This window comes from Nocardioides psychrotolerans (assembly GCF_943371775.1).
GTDB classification, from domain to species: Bacteria; Actinomycetota; Actinomycetes; order Propionibacteriales; family Nocardioidaceae; genus Nocardioides; species Nocardioides psychrotolerans_A.
The window spans coordinates 1-17,052 of record NZ_CALRWD010000017.1 but is presented as its reverse complement, the minus strand read 5'-3'; the positions used below and the strand labels follow the sequence as shown (position 1 = coordinate 17,052).

Below are 17,052 nucleotides of genomic sequence, written 5' to 3'. Positions count from 1 at the left end.
CATGCCCGCTCCCCGTCGTGACAGCCGCGCCTTCACGGTGGTCGTGACCGTGCTGGTGGGCCTCGGCGCGCTGCTGACGCTGGTGATCCTGGCGTTCTCGGGGGCCCCCGCCATCACCCTCCTGGCGACCGCTCTCGCGGCCGTGCCGGTGGGGCCGCTGGTCGCCGGCTACCTCTGGCTGGACCGCTACGAGCCCGAGCCCAAGGCCCTGCTCGTGCTGGGCCTGCTGTGGGGCGCCTTCGTGGCCACCATCGCGGCGATCCTCATCGGCGGGGTGGGCGGCCTGGTCGTCGGCTTCACCGACACCCAGTCGCTCGCGATCGTCGCGCCGGTGACCGAGGAGGCCAGCAAGGGCCTCTTCCTGCTGCTCCTGCTCTGGTGGCGCCGGGCCGAGATCGACGGCATCCTCGACGGGCTGGTCTACGCCGGCATGGTCGGCATCGGCTTCGCGTTCACCGAGAACATCCTCTACCTCGCTGCTGCCTACAACGGCGCCGACGGCATGGCGCCGGGCGGGATCGCCGGCATCACGGTCCTCTTCGTCGTGCGCTGCGTCCTGAGCCCCTTCGCGCACCCGCTCTTCACCGCCTTCATCGGCATCGGCGTCGGCATCGCGGTCACGACCCGCACCCCGGCCCTGCGCTGGGCGGCGCCCCTGGGTGGCTACGCGCTCGCCGTGCTCACCCACGGCCTGTGGAACGGCTCCACCGTCTTCGGGCTGGCCAGCTTCGCCGGCGTCTACGTCGTGCTGATGCTCCCGGCCGTCGTCGGGATCGTGTGGCTCGGCGTGTGGATGCGCAGCTCCGAGCGCACCATGCTCGCGGCCGCCCTCGGCGACGCGTCGCGACGTGGCCTGATCCCGGCCACCGACATCGGGTGGGTCGTCGACCTTCGTGCGCGGCGGGCGGCTCGCCAGCACGCCCAGCAGCACGGTGGTCCCGCCGGGCTGGAGGCGATGAAGGACTACCAGCAGGCCGCCATCGAGCTCGGGTTCTTGCACCATCGGCTGCTGCGGGGCACGGCCCCCGCCGACTGGCAGCTGCGCGGTCAGGACTACCTGTCCCGCATCAACGCGGTGCGACCCGGCATCGCTTTCCCCGGACAGGTGGTGCCGACACGATGAGCGACACCGGCAACAAGATGCTCACCGCGCTGGTCCGTCTGCGAGGCGCGCTCCAGGACGCCGAGCTCCCGCTCGACGTGCCCGGCATCGAGGACCAGCGCACCGCCCGCCGCGAGATGATCGACCAGCTCGAGGACTACGTCATCCCGCGGCTCATGACCATCGACGCACCGCTGCTCGCGGTCGTCGGCGGCTCCACCGGCGCCGGCAAGTCGACCCTGGTCAACTCGCTCGTGGGCCACCGGGTGACGACGCCCGGCCTGCTGCGCCCCACGACCCGCTCGCCCGTGCTGGTGCACCACCCCGACGACGCCGAGTGGTTCGGCCAGGACCGGCTCCTGCCCGACCTCGAGCGCGTCCCGCACTCCACCAACGACCCCGACGCGCTCCAGCTGGTCGCCACCGACGCGATCCCGGCCGGTCTGGCGATCCTGGACGCCCCCGACGTCGACTCCGTCGAGGAGCGCAACCGCCAGCTCGCCGCCCAGCTCCTCGCGGCGGCCGACCTCTGGCTCTTCGTGACCTCGGCCGCGCGCTATGCCGACCAGGTCCCGTGGGACTTCCTCAAGCAGGCGGCCGAGCGCTCCACCGCGGTGGCGATCGTCCTGGACCGCACCCCCGACGAGGCCATCGAGACCGTGGCGACGCACCTCGCCCGCATGCTGGCCAGCCGTGGCCTCAAGGACTCGCCGCTCTTCACCGTCACCGAGGGCAAGGTCGACGACGAGGGGCTGCTCCCGGCCGAGCACGTCGCGGAGATCCGCGCGTGGCTCGACTCGCTGGCGATCGACACCGACGCGCGCGGTGCGGTCGTGAAGCAGACCCTGGACGGAGCCATCCGCACGGTGGCTCGTCGCACGCACGGGGTGGCGGACGCCGCCACCGAGCAGGTCGCCCTCGCCGCGCGCCTGCGCGAGGACGCCGACCGGGCCTACGACGAGTCGATCGCCGCGATCATGACGGCCTCCGCGGACGGCACCCTGCTGCGCGGCGAGGTGCTCGCCCGCTGGCAGGAGTTCGTCGGCACCGGCGAGCTGCTCCGCTCGCTCGAGACCAAGGTCGGCTGGTTCCGCGACCGCGTCGTCAACGCCGTCAAGGGCAAGCCCCAGCAGGCCGAGCGCGTCACCGTCGCGGTCGAGTCCGGCCTGGAGACGCTGATCCTCGAGCATGCCGAGGCCGCCGCCGAGCGCGCCGAGGCCTCCTGGCAGCAGCTGGCTGCCGGCCAGGGGCTGCTCGGCGCAGCCGACCAGGACCTCGGTCGGGCGTCGCGCGACCTGCGCCGCAAGGCCGAGCGTGCCGTGCGCGACTGGCAGTCCGACGTGCTCGACATGGTCCGCACCGAGGGTGCCGACAAGCGCGGGACGGCCCGCTTCCTCGCCTTCGGCGTCAACGGCCTCTCGGTCGCGCTGATGGTCGTCGTCTTCGCCAGCACCGTCGGGGTCACCGGCGCTGAGATCGGCATCGCCGGCGGATCGGCGGTCCTGGGCCAGAAGCTCCTCGAGGCCGTCTTCGGCGACCAGGCCGTGCGCACCCTCGCGCAGCGTGCCCGCACCTCCCTCGAGCAGCGCCTCCAGGCGCTCTTCGCCGACGAGCGCGCTCGCTACCTCAGCCTCCTCGACGGGCTCGGCCTCCAGGCCGGCGCCGCCGAGCAGCTCCGCGGCGCCTCGCGCCGCATCGACGACCTCCGTTACGAGTCCAAGAAAGGCCCCGAGTGACCTCCCTGCTCGAAGGTGCGAAGAAGCTGGTCACTCGCGGGACCGACATCGGGGCGCGGATCACCGCGCTCGAGACCGCGGCGGCCGCCGCCCGCGGACGGCTCGACGACGAGCTCGTCGACGAGGCCGAGGCGATCGCCGGTCGTGCGGCCGGGCGCCTGAAGCTGTCCGCCCAGCACACGGTCGTCGGCATCGCGGGGGCGACCGGCTCCGGCAAGTCCTCCACGTTCAACGCGCTGACGGGCCTGGAGCTCTCGGCCGTCGGCGTACGACGTCCGACCACGTCGTGGGCCAGCGCCTGCGTGTGGGGCACCGAGGGGGCGACCGAGCTGCTGGAGTGGCTGGGCATCCCGCCGCGCCACCAGACCACGCGTGACTCCATGCTGGACACCCGTCGCGAGGACGCGTCGATGGAGGGCGTGGTCCTCCTCGACCTGCCCGACCACGACTCCACCGAGGTCTCCCACCATCTCGAGGTCGACCGGCTGGTGCTGCTCACCGACCTGCTCGTGTGGGTCCTCGACCCGCAGAAGTACGCCGACGCGGCGATCCACGACCGCTACCTCGCGCCGCTGAGCTCGCACGCCGACGTGATGGTCGTGGTGCTCAACCACATCGACACCGTCCCCGAGGACCGGCGCGAGTCGATGATCGCCGACGTGCGGCGCCTGCTCGACCAGGACGGTCTCCAGAAGGTCCCGGTGATCGCGGTCAGCGCCCGCCACGGCATCGGCATGCCCGAGCTGCGCGCCGAGATCGCGCGTCGGGTCGACGACAAGCAGGCGACCCGGCAACGGCTCGAGGCCGACCTCCGCGGCGTTGCCGCCCGGCTGGCCGAGGCTTCCGGTGACGGCAAGTCCCGGGCCCTGTCCGAGCAGCGCATCGCCGACCTCGACGACGCCTTCGCCGACGCCGCGGGCGTCCCCACGGTCGTGGACGCCGTCGAGCGCTCGACCCGGCTGCGCGCCGGTCGCGCCACCGGCTGGCCGGTCGTGGCGTGGTTCTCGCGCCTCAAGCCCGACCCGCTCAAGCGGCTGCACCTCGACCTCGGCGACGCAGCGGAATCGTTGTCGGGTCGCTCGCGCACGTCGCTGCCGGCCACGACCCCCGTCCAGCGCGCCCGCGTCGACACCGAGGTCCGTGCGCTCGCCGACGACGCCGCCGCGGGCCTCGGGCGGCCGTGGGCCGACGCCGTGCGACGTGCTTCGACCTCGCGCCTGCCCGACCTGGGTGACAGCCTGGACCGGGCCGTGGGCGAGACCGACCTCGACGTCGCCACGATCCCTCGCTGGGCCGGTGTGGTGCGGGGCCTCCAGTGGGCGCTCATCGCCACCGCGCTCGCGGGCGGGCTGTGGCTGGCGGTGCTCGCCGTGCTGGGCTACCTCCAGGTCTCGGTCGGCGACGCCCCGGGCCTGGGGCCGGTGCCGATCCCGACGTTGATGCTGCTCGGCGGGGTGCTCCTCGGGATCCTGCTGGCGGCCGCGTGCCGCTGGTTGGTCTCGGTCACCGCCTCTCGTCGGGCCGCCGCGGCGGACCGCCGGCTGCGCGAGGCCGTCCACCGGGTGACCGACGAGCTCGTGGTCCAGCCGGTCGCGGCCGAGCTCGCGGCCTACACCGCGGTGCGCACCAACCTCGCGACAGCGCAGAAGTAGGCCCATCAGCCGTCCACAGGGCCGGCTCCCGCACGTCCCTCCACAAGGACTTCCGCCGACGCCGGCCGATGTCGGCGCCCCCGCGCAGCCTCGTCTCGACAGCACATCCGAGATGAAGGAGAACGACATGCTCAACGAGACCGTGGTGACGCTGCAGGGGTGGGTGGGCGGCGACGTCCAGGTCCGCCACGCCGGCGAGGCGCTGGTGGCGCACTTCCGGGTGGCCTGCACCCCGCGGCGCTTCCGTCGCAGCAGCCAGGAGTGGGTCGACGGAGACACCCAGTGGTACTCCGTCAACGCCTGGCGTGGCCTGGGGGACAACTGCGCCCGCTCGCTGCGCCAGGGCGACCCCGTGGTCGTGCACGGCAAGCTCAGCGCCCGCACCTACGTCAACAACGCCGGTGTCGAGGTGACCGCCTTCGAGGTGGAGGCCAGCCTGGTCGGCCACGACCTGAGCCGGGGCACCAGCCACTTCAGCCGCACGCCCAAGGCGGCACCGGCGCCGGCGACCCCCGACAGGGAGTCGCCTGACCCGGAGTCGTCGGAGGAGCAGGGGAGCCAGGAGGTGGCCACAGCTGCGTGAGCGCGGACCGGCGCCGGGGTCGAGGTCCCGGTCGGGGGCCGCACCCCCGATCAGGCCTCGACCCGGGTTTCCAACTAGGCTCGGACCATGGCTGAGTATGTGTTCACCCTGCGCAACGTGCGTAAGGCCCATGGCGACAAGGTCGTCCTCGACAACGTGACCCTCTCGTTCCTCCACGGGGCGAAGATCGGCGTCGTCGGACCCAACGGCACGGGCAAGTCGACCCTGCTCAAGATCATGGCGGGCCTCGAGCACGCCAACAACGGCGACGCGATCCTCGACCCGGAGGCCACGGTCGGCATGCTCCAGCAGGAGCCGCCGCTGACCGAGGGCAAGACCGTCCTGGAGAACGTCGAGGAGGCCGTCGGCGAGCTCAAGGCCAAGATGGCGCGCCTCGACGAGCTCTACATGCTCATGGGCGACCCCGACGCCGACCTCGACAAGGTCTCCGCGGAGGCCGGTGACCTCCAGAGCGAGCTCGACGCCGCCAACGTGTGGGACCTCGACAGCCGCCTCGACCAGGCCATGGACGCGCTGCGCTGCCCGCCGCCCGACGCCATCGTCGACCACCTCTCCGGTGGAGAGCGTCGCCGCGTCGCGCTGTGCAAGCTGCTGCTCCAGCAGCCCAGCCTGCTGCTCCTCGACGAGCCCACCAACCACCTCGACGCCGAGTCGGTGCAGTGGCTCGAGGGCCACCTCAAGGACTACCCCGGCGCCGTCCTGGCCATCACCCACGACCGTTACTTCCTCGACAACGTCGCCGAGTGGATCCTCGAGCTCGACCGCGGCTCGACCCACCCCTACGAGGGCAACTACTCGACCTACCTCGAGACCAAGAAGGAACGCCTCAAGATCGAGGGCCAGAAGGACGTCAAGCGCGCCAAGATGCTCGAGCGCGAGCTCGAGTGGGTGCGCTCCAACGCCAAGGCCCGCCAAACCAAGAGCAAGTCGCGTCTGGCGCGCTACGAGGAGATGGCGGCCGAGGCCGACCGGATGCGCAAGATCGACACCTCCGAGATCAACATCCCGGCCGGTCCGCGCCTGGGCGACATCGTGCTCGAGTCGAAGAAGCTCACCAAGGGCTTCGACGGTCGGGTCCTCATCGACAACCTGTCGTTCTCGCTGCCGCGCGCCGGCATCGTCGGTGTCATCGGGCCCAACGGCGTCGGCAAGACCACGCTGTTCAAGATGATCACCGACGAGGAGCAGCCCGACGACGGTGAGCTGACGGTCGGACAGACCGTCAAGATCTCCTACGCCGACCAGAGCCGCGGCGGCCTCGACGCCACCAAGAACGTCTGGGAGGTCGTCTCGGACGGGCTCGACTTCATCAAGGTCGCCAACTTCGAGATGAACTCCCGCGCCTACGTCGCGTCGTTCGGCTTCAAGGGCCCCGACCAGCAGAAGAAGGCCAACGTGCTCTCCGGTGGTGAGCGCAACCGCCTCAACCTCGCGCTGACCCTCAAGATGGGCGGCAACCTGCTGCTCCTCGACGAGCCCACCAACGACCTGGACGTCGAGACGCTCTCCTCCCTCGAGGACGCGCTGCTCGACTACCCCGGCTGCGCCGTGGTCACCTCCCACGACCGGTGGTTCCTCGACCGCGTGGCGACGCACATCCTCGCCTGGGAGGGCACCGACGAGAATCCCGCCCAGTGGTTCTGGTTCGAGGGCAACTTCGCGTCCTACGAGGAGAACAAGATCGAGCGCCTCGGTGCCGAGGCGGCCCGACCGCACCGCGTCACGCACCGGCGCCTCACGCGCGACTGATCCGGGGCCGGACGGGGGCTGAGGTCCGCGTCCGGCTCACGGGGTCTCGACCCGCGGTCAAGGCTTCGCAGGCTCAGCCGTGCGCTCGCTCGACCGAGATCAGGTGTAGGCCGCTGCCGCGTCCGGCTCACAGGGTCTCGACCCGCGGTCACGGCTTCGCAGGCTCAGCCGTGCGCTCGCTCGACCGAGATCAGGTGTAGGCCGCTGCCGCGTCCTACCTGATCTCCATCTCCGGGTGGCCCGCGATGAGGTGATCGGCGACCGTGTTCATCACGCGACCCAGGGCGGCGAGGTCGTCGTCGGTGGCGATGTCGACGAGGTGGTCGCGCACCCCGTTGACGTGCGTGGGCGCGACGTTCTCGAGGAGCAGCCAGGCGCGGTCGGTCATCTGGGCGACCACGCCCCGACCGTCGTCGGGGGAGTCGGCGCGCGTGACCAGCTCGGCCTTCTCCATGCGCTTGATGGTGTGGGTGACCCGGCTGCGGCTGTGGGCCAGGGCGTCGGCCAGCTGAGCCATGCGCAGCTGACCACCGCGCTCGGAGAGGCGCACCAGGATCTCGTACTCCGCCAGGGAGATGCCGTGGTGGCGGCGCAGGTCGCTGTCGAGCCGGTCCATGAGCAGGGTCGTGCCGAGCACCAGCCCGCGCCAGGACCGCTGTTGGTCCTCGTCCAGCCAGTGCGTCTCGCGGGCCTCGCCGCCGATGTCTGCCACGCCAGGGAGTCTAGGAGGCGTACGACGCTCCGCGTCGCCGGACGGCCGAGTCGGCGCGATGTTGCACGGTGGTCACCCGGCCCCGCGGGCCAGGCTGCACCATCGCGCCGACTCGGCAGTGTGGTCAGACGCGCTCGAGGATCAGCGCCATGCCCTGGCCGCCACCGACGCACATGGTGATGAGGCCGGTGGACTTGTCGTGCCAGTCGAGCGAGTTGATCAGCGTGTTCTGCAGGCGGGCACCCGTCATGCCGAAGGGGTGACCCACGGCGATGGCGCCGCCGTTGACGTTGAGCCGGTCGATGTCGATGCCCAGGTCCTGGTAGGACGGCACGACCTGGGCCGCGAAGGCCTCGTTGATCTCGACCAGGTCGATGTCGCCGATGCTCATGCCGGCGTACTTGAGCGCGTTCTTCGTCGCCTCGACGGGGCCCAGGCCCATGATCTCGGGGGAGAGGCCGCTGACGCCGGTGGAGACGATGCGCGCCAGCGGGGTGAGCCCGAGCTCGGCTGCCTTGGTGTCGGACATGATGACGACCGCGGCCGCGCCGTCGTTGAGGCCGCAGCAGTTGCCGGCCGTGACGAGACCGTCGGGGCGGAAGACCGGCTTGAGGTCCTTGATGCCGTCGTAGGTGACGCCGGCGCGGGGACCGTCGTCGACGCTGACCACGGTGCCGTCGGGCAGCGTGACCGGGGTGATCTCGCGGGCCCAGAAGCCGTCGTTGATCGCCTTCTCGGCGAGGTTCTGCGAGCGCACGCCGAACTCGTCGAGCTCCTGGCGCGACAGGCCGCGCAGGCGCGCGACGTTCTCGGCGGTCTGGCCCATCGCGATGTAGGCGTCGGGGAGCAGGCCGTCCACGCGCGGGTCGTGCCAGTCGACGCCGCCCTCGGCGGTCTTGTCGGTGCGGGCCTTGGCCTCGTCGAACGCGTGGTTGTGCGTGTCGGGCCAGTGGTCGGAGGTGCCCTTCATGAAGCGGGAGACCGTCTCGACACCGGCGGAGATGAACACGTCTCCCTCGCCGGCCTTGATCGCGTGGAAGGCCATGCGGGTGCTCTGCACCGACGAGGCGCAGTAGCGCGTGACGGTGGCGCCGGGGACGGCGTCCATGCCGTTGAGCACGTTGACGATGCGCCCCATGTTGTTGCCGGACTCACCGCCCGGCAGACCGCAGCCCAGGTAGAGGTCGTCGACCGTGTTGGGGTCGAGCTCGGGGATCTTGTCGAGCGCGGTCTTGACGATGGTCGCCGCCAGGTCGTCAGGACGCAGGTCCTTGAGCGACCCCTTGTTGGCGCGGCCGATGGGCGAGCGCGCAACGGAAACGATGACTGCCTCGGGCATGGACGGATCTCCGATCTCGGGTGGGTGATGCGGTGGTCAGACTAGAACAGGTCGTCAGGTGGGCCGGTCGGTGCTCAAGGGATGCATGGCGAGGGCGAGGGAGCGAGCCAGGTAGTCGCGTCGCTCGTCGGCCGGTTGCAGCAGCGCCGAGAGCAGGATCCCGTCGAAGGAGGCCATCATGGCCTCCGCGCGGTCGTGGGTCTGGTCCTGCCCGTGACCCGCGAGGATCTCGGCCACGACCCCCACGATCCTGGTGCGCTCGCGGCCCAGCAGGGTGGCGAGCTCGGGGTCCCGGGCCGCCTCCATGGTGAGCTCGACCTTGGCGAGGACCAGGGCGCGCTCGTCGAGCCACCGGGCGAACATCGCGAGCACGAGCTCGACGGTGCGGGGGTCCTCAGGCGTGCAGTCGGCGATCTGCTCCAGCAGCTCGTCGACGTCCTGACCGACCTGGCCGGCGACGTGCTCGGTGAGCGCGAGCTGGAGGGCCCGTCGGGTCCGCAGGTAGGCCGAGGTGCTGCCTTGCGGCAGTCCGGCCGCGCGGTCGACCGCTCGGTGGGTGAGGCCGCGCAGGCCCTGCTCCACGACGACCGCGGTGGCGGCGTCGAGGATCGCGCGGCGGCGCGGGGAGAGCGGCGTGGTCGTCATGGGTCCTTCGCAGGGAGAGCAGGTGGCGGAGCCCACAGTAGCGATCCTTGTCCCCGGGGTTCTACAGGTGTAGTTTTCTACACAAGTAGAGACTACATCTGTAGAAAGTTGGCATCCCATGTCGTTCGACCTGCTTCCCACGATCACCCCGTTCGCGATCACCTTCCTCGTCGTTGCCGGCGTGGCCATCGTCGCGGCCCTGGCCGTCATGACGGACGTCGTCGTCGGCAACCGCCGCACGCGCGTCGCCCGTCACGAGTCGATCCGCACCTACTACGGTCGGCTCGCGCTCAGCCACTGACGACCGGGCGACGCCCCACCCTCTCGACATGCGAGAGTCGGGGCGTGCGCCACGTCTACGAGTGCCCCTTGCGGTGGGCTGACCTCGACCTCCAGGGTCACGTCAACAACGTGGTCTACGTCGACTACCTCCAGGAGGCGCGGGTCGACATGCTCCGCACGCACGCCCCGGAGCCCCGCACCGAGGAGCTCGCCGAGGGGGTCGTGGTGGTGCGGCACGAGGTGACCTACCGGGCACCCCTGCACTACGTCCGCGCCAACGTGAAGATCGAGTCCTGGATCACCGAGATCCGCGCCGCCACCTTCACGATGGCCTACGAGGTCTACGACGACGCGCCGGACGAGGAGTCCGGGCGCACCGTCTACCTGCGGGCCTCGACCGTGCTGACGCCCTACGTCTTCGCCACCGAGCGCCCCCGCCGCATCTCACCGGAGGAGCGGGAGGCGCTCACCCGCCTCCTCGAGCCCGTCGAGCGCGAGCGCCCGGTGCCGCTCGCCCCGGTCGAGCGCGACGGCGCCAGCCACTACCGCCTCCACGTGCGGTTCTCCGACGTCGATGTCTACGGTCACGTCAACAACGTGAAGTACTTCGAGTACTTCCAGGAGGCGCGGATCCGCCTCCACGCCGACCTCCTGCGTGGCGTCGAGGGGGTGGAGCACCCCACCATGGTGGTCGCCCAGACCGACGTCGACTACCGGGTCCCCATCATGTTCCGCCCCGAGCCGTACGACGTGTGGTCGCGCATCGTGCGGCTCGGGGAGCGCTCGATGACCGTCGAGTCCGAGATCTGCGACGGCGAGGTCGTCCTGTCGCGTGCACGGGTCGCCATGGTCTTCGTCGATCCCGCCACGGGGCGGGCCGTCGCGCCCGACCCCGCCTACCGCGAGCTGCTCAGCTCGACCACGTGAAGACCTCCCGAGGTCCGATGCGGAACACCTGGCCCTCGGTGCCGCTGACCTCGAGCCGCAGGTAGCGGTCCCGGTCGCTGCCGTTGTAGCCGTAGACCCCGACCGACCCGTCGGGCCTGCGGAAGCCCACGGAGACCACGTCGAGCGGGCTGGTCACGTCGAGCACCGTCGAGCCACGGCGAGCCGCCCGGCTGAGGTGGGCGAGCACGTAGTACTCCGGCTCGGCGTAGTGCCTGTCCCCGTCGACCGTCATCAGCCCCCGGCAGGTCCCGCAACCGCCGAAGGCGCCACGCTGCCCGGGGGAGAGCGCGAGGTTCCACATCAGGAGACCGGTGGAGCCCGCCGCGATCGACTGGTCGACGAGCACCCGGGAGTCCCAGGTGACGGTGCCGACAGCTGAGTCGTCGGTGCCGGTGCACTCGTCCATGATCCACGGGACGCCCAGGCCGGCTGCCTGGGAGGGGATGCCCTCGTAGCAGTGGAAGGCGACGGCGTCGTAGGTGCCCGGTGCGTTCCGGAGCGCCGTGGCCGCCCGCGTGGTGTCGCTCCAGTTGTGGTCGAGCGCCCAGAGGTCGACCCCGAGCCGCCCGACCTGGGGTCCGACCCGCAGCGCCAGCCGACGCAGCTGGCCGTCGCCGACCAGCATCGTGGGGTAGTCGCTGGCCAGACCGGGCTCGTTGGCCAGGGTCAGGGCCTTCACCGGGAAGTCGTGGCGGCGCAGCCACCGGACCTGACCGACCAGCAGGGCTGCGTAGGACCTGACGGCGTCGTCGCGCAGGTGGCCGCCGAACCAGGTCGGGCGGTCCTTGAAGCGAGGGGGAGCCGACCACGGCGTCGCCACGATCTTCAGGGCCGGGTTGACGCTCAGGACCTGGTCGCGCAGGAAGCGCAGGGTCCTCAGGGCCTCGGGGCTCGGGACCACCGTCCCCTTCCGCACCCGCCAGCCCCAGGTCCTGCTCGAGAAGTCGGTGGCGGAGAGCGGGAGTCGCAGCCACTGCAGGCGTGCGCCTCGCTCGGACGCGGGGTCGAACAGGAGGCGGATCAGGTCGGGGCGTCCGTCCAGGTGCGTGACCGAGGCGTCCGTGAGGGCGGCACCGACCCCGGTCCACTGCTGGCCCGACGAGGTCGGGTCGACCGTGACCGTCTCGACCGGTTGGTCGTCAGGGAGCGTCCCAGCGGGTTCGCGCGTGGAGAGGCGGACGAGGCCGTCGTACGGCGAGGAGACCACCAGGGACCCGGGATCCGCACCGGGGCCGACGGCGGTGCGACCGGCCTGCCACGACTGGCTGCCGGCGACTCCGAGCACGAGCGCAGCGGCGACCAGGGCGGTCACGACGACGGTGCGGGTGTGGTGGTGCTGAGGGCGGTCGATCACGTGAGGACCTCCGGTCACTCCAGGGTGTTGACCATGAACTGTGCGGCGTGGGTGACGTAGTCCCAGAACTTCTCGTCCTGCTCGGGGGTGAGAGCGACCTCGTCGAGGCCGGCCCGGAAGTGCAGCAGCCAGCGGTCCTTGGCGTCGGGGGTGACCGCGAAGGGAGCGTGGCGCATCCGCAGACGGGGGTGACCCCGGGTGTCGGAGTAGGTGGTCGGTCCGCCCCAGTACTGCACGAGGAAGAGCAGGAAGCGCTCCTCGGCCGGTGCGAGGTCCTCCTCGGGGTAGAGCGGGCGCAGCACCTCGTCGGTGGCGACACCCTCGTAGAACTTCGCGACGATGCGTCGGAAGGTCTCGAAGCCGCCGATCTCGTCGTAGTAGGTGGTCACGGACCCATTGTGCTGGGCACGCCCGGGGGGCTCGTCACCGGCGTGCGAGACTCGCCCGGCAGGGCGCCCGACAGCGCCCGACGCCCCCGATCACCAAGGAGTGAACGCACATGGCAACGACTCGCAAGGCCACCACGCACTGGGAAGGCAGCCTCTTCGAGGGTGCCGGCAAGGTCACCCTCGACTCCTCCGGCCTCGGCACCTACGACGTGTCCTGGCCCTCGCGCGCCGAGGAGGCGAACGGCAAGACGAGCCCCGAGGAGCTGATCGCCGCTGCCCACTCGTCCTGCTTCTCGATGGCGCTCAGCAACGGACTGGCCAAGGCCGGCACCGCGGCGACGTCGCTCGACACGACCGCCGACGTGGAGTTCACGCCCGGCACCGGCATCACCGGCATCAAGCTGACCGTGCGCGCGGTCGTCGAGGGCATGAGCAACGACGACTTCGTCGCTGCCGCCGAGGCCGCCAAGACCGGCTGCCCCGTCAGCCAGGCGCTGACCGGCACCACGATCACGCTCGACGCAGCACTCGCCTGACACCGGCACCCGCACCACTCAGGGCTGGTCGGCCCCGGCCTCGGCCGGGGCCGCCGGCTCCTGGCGGTTCCAGATCACGCGCTGCGGGAACGGGATCTCGATGCCCTCGTGGTCGAAGCGGGCCTTGATCCGCTGACGCATCTCGCGCGCCACGGCCCACTGCTCGAGCGGCGCGGTCTTGAGCGTCACCCGGACGGTCACCCCGTCGATCCCGAGGCTCTCGACGCCCCAGACCTCCGGCTCCTCGATGACGAGGTTCTTGTAGTCCTCGTCCTCCCACAGGTCGTGGGCCACGTCCTGGAGCACCCGACGCACGCGGGCGAGGTCCTCGCCGTAGGACACGTTGATGTCGAGGACCGTGCGCGCCCAGTTCTGGCTCATGTTGCCGACGCGCAGGATCTCGCCGTTGGGCACGTACCAGACGGTGCCGTTGACGTCGCGCAGCCGCGTGATGCGCAGGCTCACCGCTTCGACGGTGCCGCTGGCCTCGCCGACGTCGACGACGTCACCGACGCCGTACTGGTCCTCGAGGATCATGAAGATCCCGGACAGGAAGTCCTTGACCAGCGACTGCGCGCCGAAGCCGAGCGCCAGGCCGATGATCCCGGCGCTGGCGATGATCGGGGCGATGTTGACGCCGATCTCGCTGAGGATCATGGTCCCGAAGATGGCGACCAGGATGCCGGTGATGATGCTCTTGAGCAGGCTCCCGATGGTCTTGGCCCGCTGCACCCGCCGCGTGGAGGTCACCACGTCGTGGCCCACCTGGGGGTGCGGTCCCCGACGCGACTTGCTGAGGCGCCCCACGGCGTCGGGGAGCACCCCGGCCTCCGCGCGCTTCACCACTCGGTCCACGAGGCGGTGCAGGACCCAGCGGACCGCGAAGGCCAGCAGGACCAGTCCCACCAGGGCCAGGGGGGCGCCGATGACGACGTCGGCGATCGTGGCCACGGTCGAGTTGTCCGTCAACCGGAACGCGAGATCGCAGACGGTCTCGCCGTCCAGGCACGTGTTGGTGGTCGTGGCGGAGGGAGGCAGCATGCGCCCATGCTTAGCATCTCTGGTCAGGCACATCGAGCCGAGCCGATACCCTGGTCCACGTGACCACGAAGTTCTCCCACGCACTGCGCCGAACGACGCTCGTCCTCGTGACGGGGCTCACCTCCGTGGGCCTCTCCCTGGCCCTCGCCTCGCCCGCGAGCGCCGACGTCGCGGAGGGCTGGCCCCAGGCCGAGTCCGTCGACCTCCTCCACGCCCTGCTGCTCCTCGGCGGCGTCCCGATCCTGCTGTTCGTCGTCATCGCAGGGGCGGTCTACGTGCCGGCCCTCGTGCGCGGCGAGCGCATCGCCCCGGGCGCGCCCCACGTCGAGAACCAGTGGCTCGGCGGCCCGCGCAAGAGCGCCGGCGAGCTCGCCGGACCCGACACCGCCACGTCCGAAGCCGGTGGCGCCAGTGGCCGCTGGTGACCCCTTCAGCAGCGCGGAGAGGTTCGCGCTCGACGAGACGATCCGCAAGGCCGAGCAGCTGTGCCGTGCGGAGATCTCGGTGTTCGTCGGTACGTCGGGCAGTGAGCCGCGTGCCTTCGCGACGAGCCTGCACAACTCGCTGGTGGCACCCGCGCGCAGCATCCTGATCCTGGTGGACCCGACGGCTCGTGCCCTCGAGGTCGTCACCGGGGGCTACGTGCGCCGCACCCTCAGCGACCCCGAGGTCGAGCTCGCGATCCTCGCGATGCAGACCGACTTCGCGACCGGCGACCTGGTCGGCGGCCTGCGTCGCGGCATCGCGTTCCTGGCCGAGCACGCCCGGCCGCCCGAGATGCTGCACGCCGGCGACTGATCCGGTCGCCGACGCGCAGCACCGTCAGGTCAGACCTCGGCGTCCTTGGCCTGCGCGGCCAGCGCGCGGGCGACGTCGGCACGCCCCTCGCGCACGTAGCGCTTGGCGGCCGGGTTGGCCGGTGAGGTCGCGAGCCACGCGTCGACGCGGGTGAGCAGGTCCTCGCTGGCGAGCTGGCGCGGGAAGATGAACTCCAGCGCCGTGGACGCCCGCGCGGTGCCGAGGTGCTCCCAGATGTCGTCGGCGGCGGCGAGGTAGGTCTCGACGTAGGGCTCGAGGACCTCGTCCTGACCGGCCCGCTGGAACGACATGATGATCGAGCGCTGCGTCTCGTTGGGCGTGTCGGTCCGGGTGATCGCCGCCTCCCAGGCGGTGGCCTTGGCCTCCGCGGTGGGCTGGGCCGCTCGGGCAGCCGCGGCGTGCTCCTGGCCGGAGATCGTGGCGTCGAGCTCCAGCTCCTCGGCGATCCGGTCCTCGCCGACGGCGCCTGCAGCAGCGAGCGCGGTCACGAGGACCCAGCGCAGGTCCTGGTCGACGGCCAGGCCCTCGAAGGTCAGCGACCCGTCGAGCAGCGCGGTCAGGTCGGCGAGCGCCGCCTCGCTGTGGGCGGTGCCGGCGAAGGACCGGGCGAAGGTCAGCTGCTGGTCGCTGCCGGGCTCCGCCGCGGCGAGCAGCTCGCGCAGACCCCGCTCCCACTCCGCGCGCAAGGCCGGCCGGTTGGCCTTGGCGGAGAAGTGGTTGACCGCCTGGGCGGCGTACGCCGGGATCCGGCTGACGCCCCACGGGTCGGTCTCGGCGCCGATGTTGCGCAGCACGAGGGCGACGAAGTCGGACGCGCGCATCTCGGCGTCACGGGTCATGTCCCAGGCCGCACCCCACACGAGGGCGCGGGCCAGCGAGTCGTCGAGCTGCGAGAGCCCGTCGACCACGGTGGCGAGCGAGCGCTCGTCGAGGCGGATCTTGGCGTAGGTGAGGTCGTTGTCGTTGAGCAGCAGCAGGTCTGCCTGCTGCTCGCCCGCGAGCTCGGGGATCACGGTGAGCTCACCCTCGACGTCGGTCTCGACGTAACGACGACGCACCAGCCGGGTCTCGCCGGCGTCGTTGGCGACCGCGTCGTAGAGACCGATGCCGAGCCGGTGACGTCGCAGGGTCGGCCAGTCGGGGTCGGCGGTCTGGCGCACGGACACCGACGTGTAGCGGCCGTCGGCGTCGACCTCGAAGACGGGGGAGAGCGTGTTGACGCCGGCGGTCTGGAGCCACTCCTGGGCCCAGCTGCCCAGCTCGCGCCCCGAGGACTTCTCGAGCGCGGCGAGCAGGTCCTTGAACTCGGGGTTGCCGAAGGCGAAGTCCTTGAAGTACTGCTGGAGCCCGGCCTGGAAGTCCTCGAGCCCCACCCACGCGACGAGCTGCTTGAGCACCGAGGCGCCCTTGGCGTAGGTGATCATGTCGAAGTTGACCTCGACGGCCTGGAGGTCGTGGTTGTCCGCGGCGATCGGGTGCGTCGAGGGCAGCTGGTCCTGGCGGTAGCCGGTCTGCTTGCGGGCGTTGGCGAAGCCGGTCCACGCGTCGGTGTACTCGGTGGCCTCGACCTCGGCGTGGTAGCAGGCCCACTCCGCGAAGGACTCGTTGAGCCACAGGTCGTCCCACCACTTCATGGTCACGAGGTCGCCGAACCACATGTGCGCCATCTCGTGCAGGATCACCGAGCAGCGGAACTCGTAGAACGAGCGCGGCTGGCGGCTGCGGGGGAGGTACTCGTCGCGCAGCGTCACGCAGCCGGCGTTCTCCATCGCGCCCATGTTGTACTCCGGCACGTAGAGCTGGTCGTACTTGCCGAACGGGTAGGGGTAGTCGAAGGCCTCCTCGAAGAAGGCGAAGCCCTGCTCGGTGATCTTCACGAGCTCGTCGACGTCGAGGTAGTCCACCAGCGACTGGCGGCAGTAGTGGCCGAGCGGGATCTCGCCGTGCTTGCCGACGTAGACGTGCTGGACCTCGTGGTAGTCACCGGCGACGAGGGCGGTGATGTAGGTCGACATCTTCTTGGTGGGCTCGAAGCGCCAGACACCGAGCTCGCCGGTGACCTCGGGCTCGGGGGAGGGGGAGTTGGAGACGACCTTCCAGTGCGACGGCGCGGTCACGTTGAAGGTGAAGACCGACTTGAGGTC

General features: G+C 71.1%; 17 protein-coding genes. 10 read left to right on the top strand and 7 right to left on the bottom strand.

What is annotated here, in order from left to right; translation table 11 throughout:
• The first annotated feature begins 1 nt into the window (after position 1).
• The 5 genes from AAG827_RS07185 (at position 2) to ettA (ending at position 6,843) form a co-directional block, all read left to right on the top strand.
• Positions 2-1,123 carry a PrsW family intramembrane metalloprotease gene (locus tag AAG827_RS07185; protein ID WP_341925208.1) on the top strand — a complete coding sequence of 374 codons (1,122 nt, stop codon included), beginning with the start codon at positions 2-4 and terminating at the stop codon, positions 1,121-1,123.
• Complete coding sequence (locus AAG827_RS07180) at positions 1,120-2,838, top strand: dynamin family protein (RefSeq protein ID WP_341925207.1); 1,719 nt, start codon at positions 1,120-1,122, stop codon at positions 2,836-2,838. The genes AAG827_RS07185 and AAG827_RS07180 overlap by 4 nt, the downstream gene beginning before the upstream one ends.
• On the top strand, positions 2,835-4,490 hold the full coding sequence (locus tag AAG827_RS07175) for a GTPase (RefSeq protein ID WP_341925206.1): 1,656 nt from the start codon (positions 2,835-2,837) through the stop codon (positions 4,488-4,490). Before AAG827_RS07180 ends, AAG827_RS07175 begins: the two co-directional genes overlap by 4 nt.
• A 127-nt stretch (positions 4,491-4,617) precedes the next feature.
• The gene (locus tag AAG827_RS07170) at positions 4,618-5,073 is read left to right on the top strand and encodes a single-stranded DNA-binding protein (protein ID WP_341925205.1); all 456 of its coding nucleotides are present in this window, start codon (positions 4,618-4,620) and stop codon (positions 5,071-5,073) included.
• A gap of 87 nt (positions 5,074-5,160) precedes the next feature.
• On the top strand, positions 5,161-6,843 hold the full coding sequence (gene ettA / locus AAG827_RS07165) for an energy-dependent translational throttle protein EttA (protein WP_341925204.1): 1,683 nt from the start codon (positions 5,161-5,163) through the stop codon (positions 6,841-6,843).
• A gap of 214 nt (positions 6,844-7,057) precedes the next feature.
• Here ettA and AAG827_RS07160 read toward each other — a convergent pair whose 3' ends face one another.
• From AAG827_RS07160 to AAG827_RS07150, 3 genes are all read right to left on the bottom strand, one after another.
• Entirely contained in the window at positions 7,058-7,555 is a 498-nt protein-coding gene (locus tag AAG827_RS07160; protein WP_341925203.1) for a MarR family transcriptional regulator, read from the bottom strand.
• Positions 7,556-7,679: 124 nt separating this feature from the next.
• Positions 7,680-8,894, bottom strand: a complete 1,215-nt coding sequence (locus tag AAG827_RS07155) for an acetyl-CoA C-acetyltransferase (protein ID WP_341925202.1) — start codon at positions 8,892-8,894, stop codon at positions 7,680-7,682.
• Positions 8,895-8,948: 54 nt separating this feature from the next.
• Entirely contained in the window at positions 8,949-9,539 is a 591-nt protein-coding gene (locus tag AAG827_RS07150; RefSeq protein ID WP_341925201.1) for a TetR family transcriptional regulator C-terminal domain-containing protein, read from the bottom strand.
• 118 nt (positions 9,540-9,657) lie between these two features.
• Here AAG827_RS07150 and AAG827_RS07145 point away from each other — a divergent pair, with 118 nt between their 5' ends.
• On the top strand, positions 9,658-9,840 hold the full coding sequence (locus tag AAG827_RS07145) for a hypothetical protein (RefSeq protein WP_341925200.1): 183 nt from the start codon (positions 9,658-9,660) through the stop codon (positions 9,838-9,840).
• A 44-nt stretch (positions 9,841-9,884) separates the two neighbouring features.
• Positions 9,885-10,748 carry a thioesterase family protein gene (locus AAG827_RS07140; RefSeq protein WP_341925199.1) on the top strand — a complete coding sequence of 288 codons (864 nt, stop codon included), beginning with the start codon at positions 9,885-9,887 and terminating at the stop codon, positions 10,746-10,748.
• Here the strand turns inward: AAG827_RS07140 and AAG827_RS07135 are convergent.
• Complete coding sequence (locus AAG827_RS07135; RefSeq protein ID WP_341925198.1) at positions 10,732-12,123, bottom strand: hypothetical protein; 1,392 nt, start codon at positions 12,121-12,123, stop codon at positions 10,732-10,734. The genes AAG827_RS07140 and AAG827_RS07135 overlap by 17 nt on opposite strands.
• 14 nt (positions 12,124-12,137) lie before the next feature.
• Positions 12,138-12,512, bottom strand: a complete 375-nt coding sequence (locus tag AAG827_RS07130) for a globin (RefSeq protein WP_341925197.1) — start codon at positions 12,510-12,512, stop codon at positions 12,138-12,140.
• A gap of 110 nt (positions 12,513-12,622) precedes the next feature.
• On the opposite strand from AAG827_RS07130, the gene AAG827_RS07125 reads away from it, so the two are divergent.
• Positions 12,623-13,048 carry an OsmC family peroxiredoxin gene (locus tag AAG827_RS07125; RefSeq protein WP_341925195.1) on the top strand — a complete coding sequence of 142 codons (426 nt, stop codon included), beginning with the start codon at positions 12,623-12,625 and terminating at the stop codon, positions 13,046-13,048.
• An 18-nt stretch (positions 13,049-13,066) separates the two neighbouring features.
• On the opposite strand, the gene AAG827_RS07120 is transcribed toward AAG827_RS07125, so the two are convergent.
• Positions 13,067-14,089, bottom strand: coding sequence for a mechanosensitive ion channel family protein (locus tag AAG827_RS07120; protein WP_341925194.1), 1,023 nt, complete (start codon positions 14,087-14,089; stop codon positions 13,067-13,069).
• A 59-nt stretch (positions 14,090-14,148) separates the two neighbouring features.
• On the opposite strand from AAG827_RS07120, the gene AAG827_RS07115 reads away from it, so the two are divergent.
• Both AAG827_RS07115 and AAG827_RS07110 read left to right on the top strand, forming a co-directional pair.
• On the top strand, positions 14,149-14,514 hold the full coding sequence (locus AAG827_RS07115) for a hypothetical protein (RefSeq protein WP_341925193.1): 366 nt from the start codon (positions 14,149-14,151) through the stop codon (positions 14,512-14,514).
• The gene (locus AAG827_RS07110) at positions 14,501-14,887 is read left to right on the top strand and encodes a DUF5130 family protein (protein ID WP_341925192.1); all 387 of its coding nucleotides are present in this window, start codon (positions 14,501-14,503) and stop codon (positions 14,885-14,887) included. Before AAG827_RS07115 ends, AAG827_RS07110 begins: the two co-directional genes overlap by 14 nt.
• Before the next feature lie 29 nt (positions 14,888-14,916).
• Here the strand turns inward: AAG827_RS07110 and pepN are convergent.
• The coding region (pepN, locus tag AAG827_RS07105; RefSeq protein WP_341925191.1) for an aminopeptidase N at positions 14,917-17,052 on the bottom strand (2,136 nt) is incomplete at its 5' end.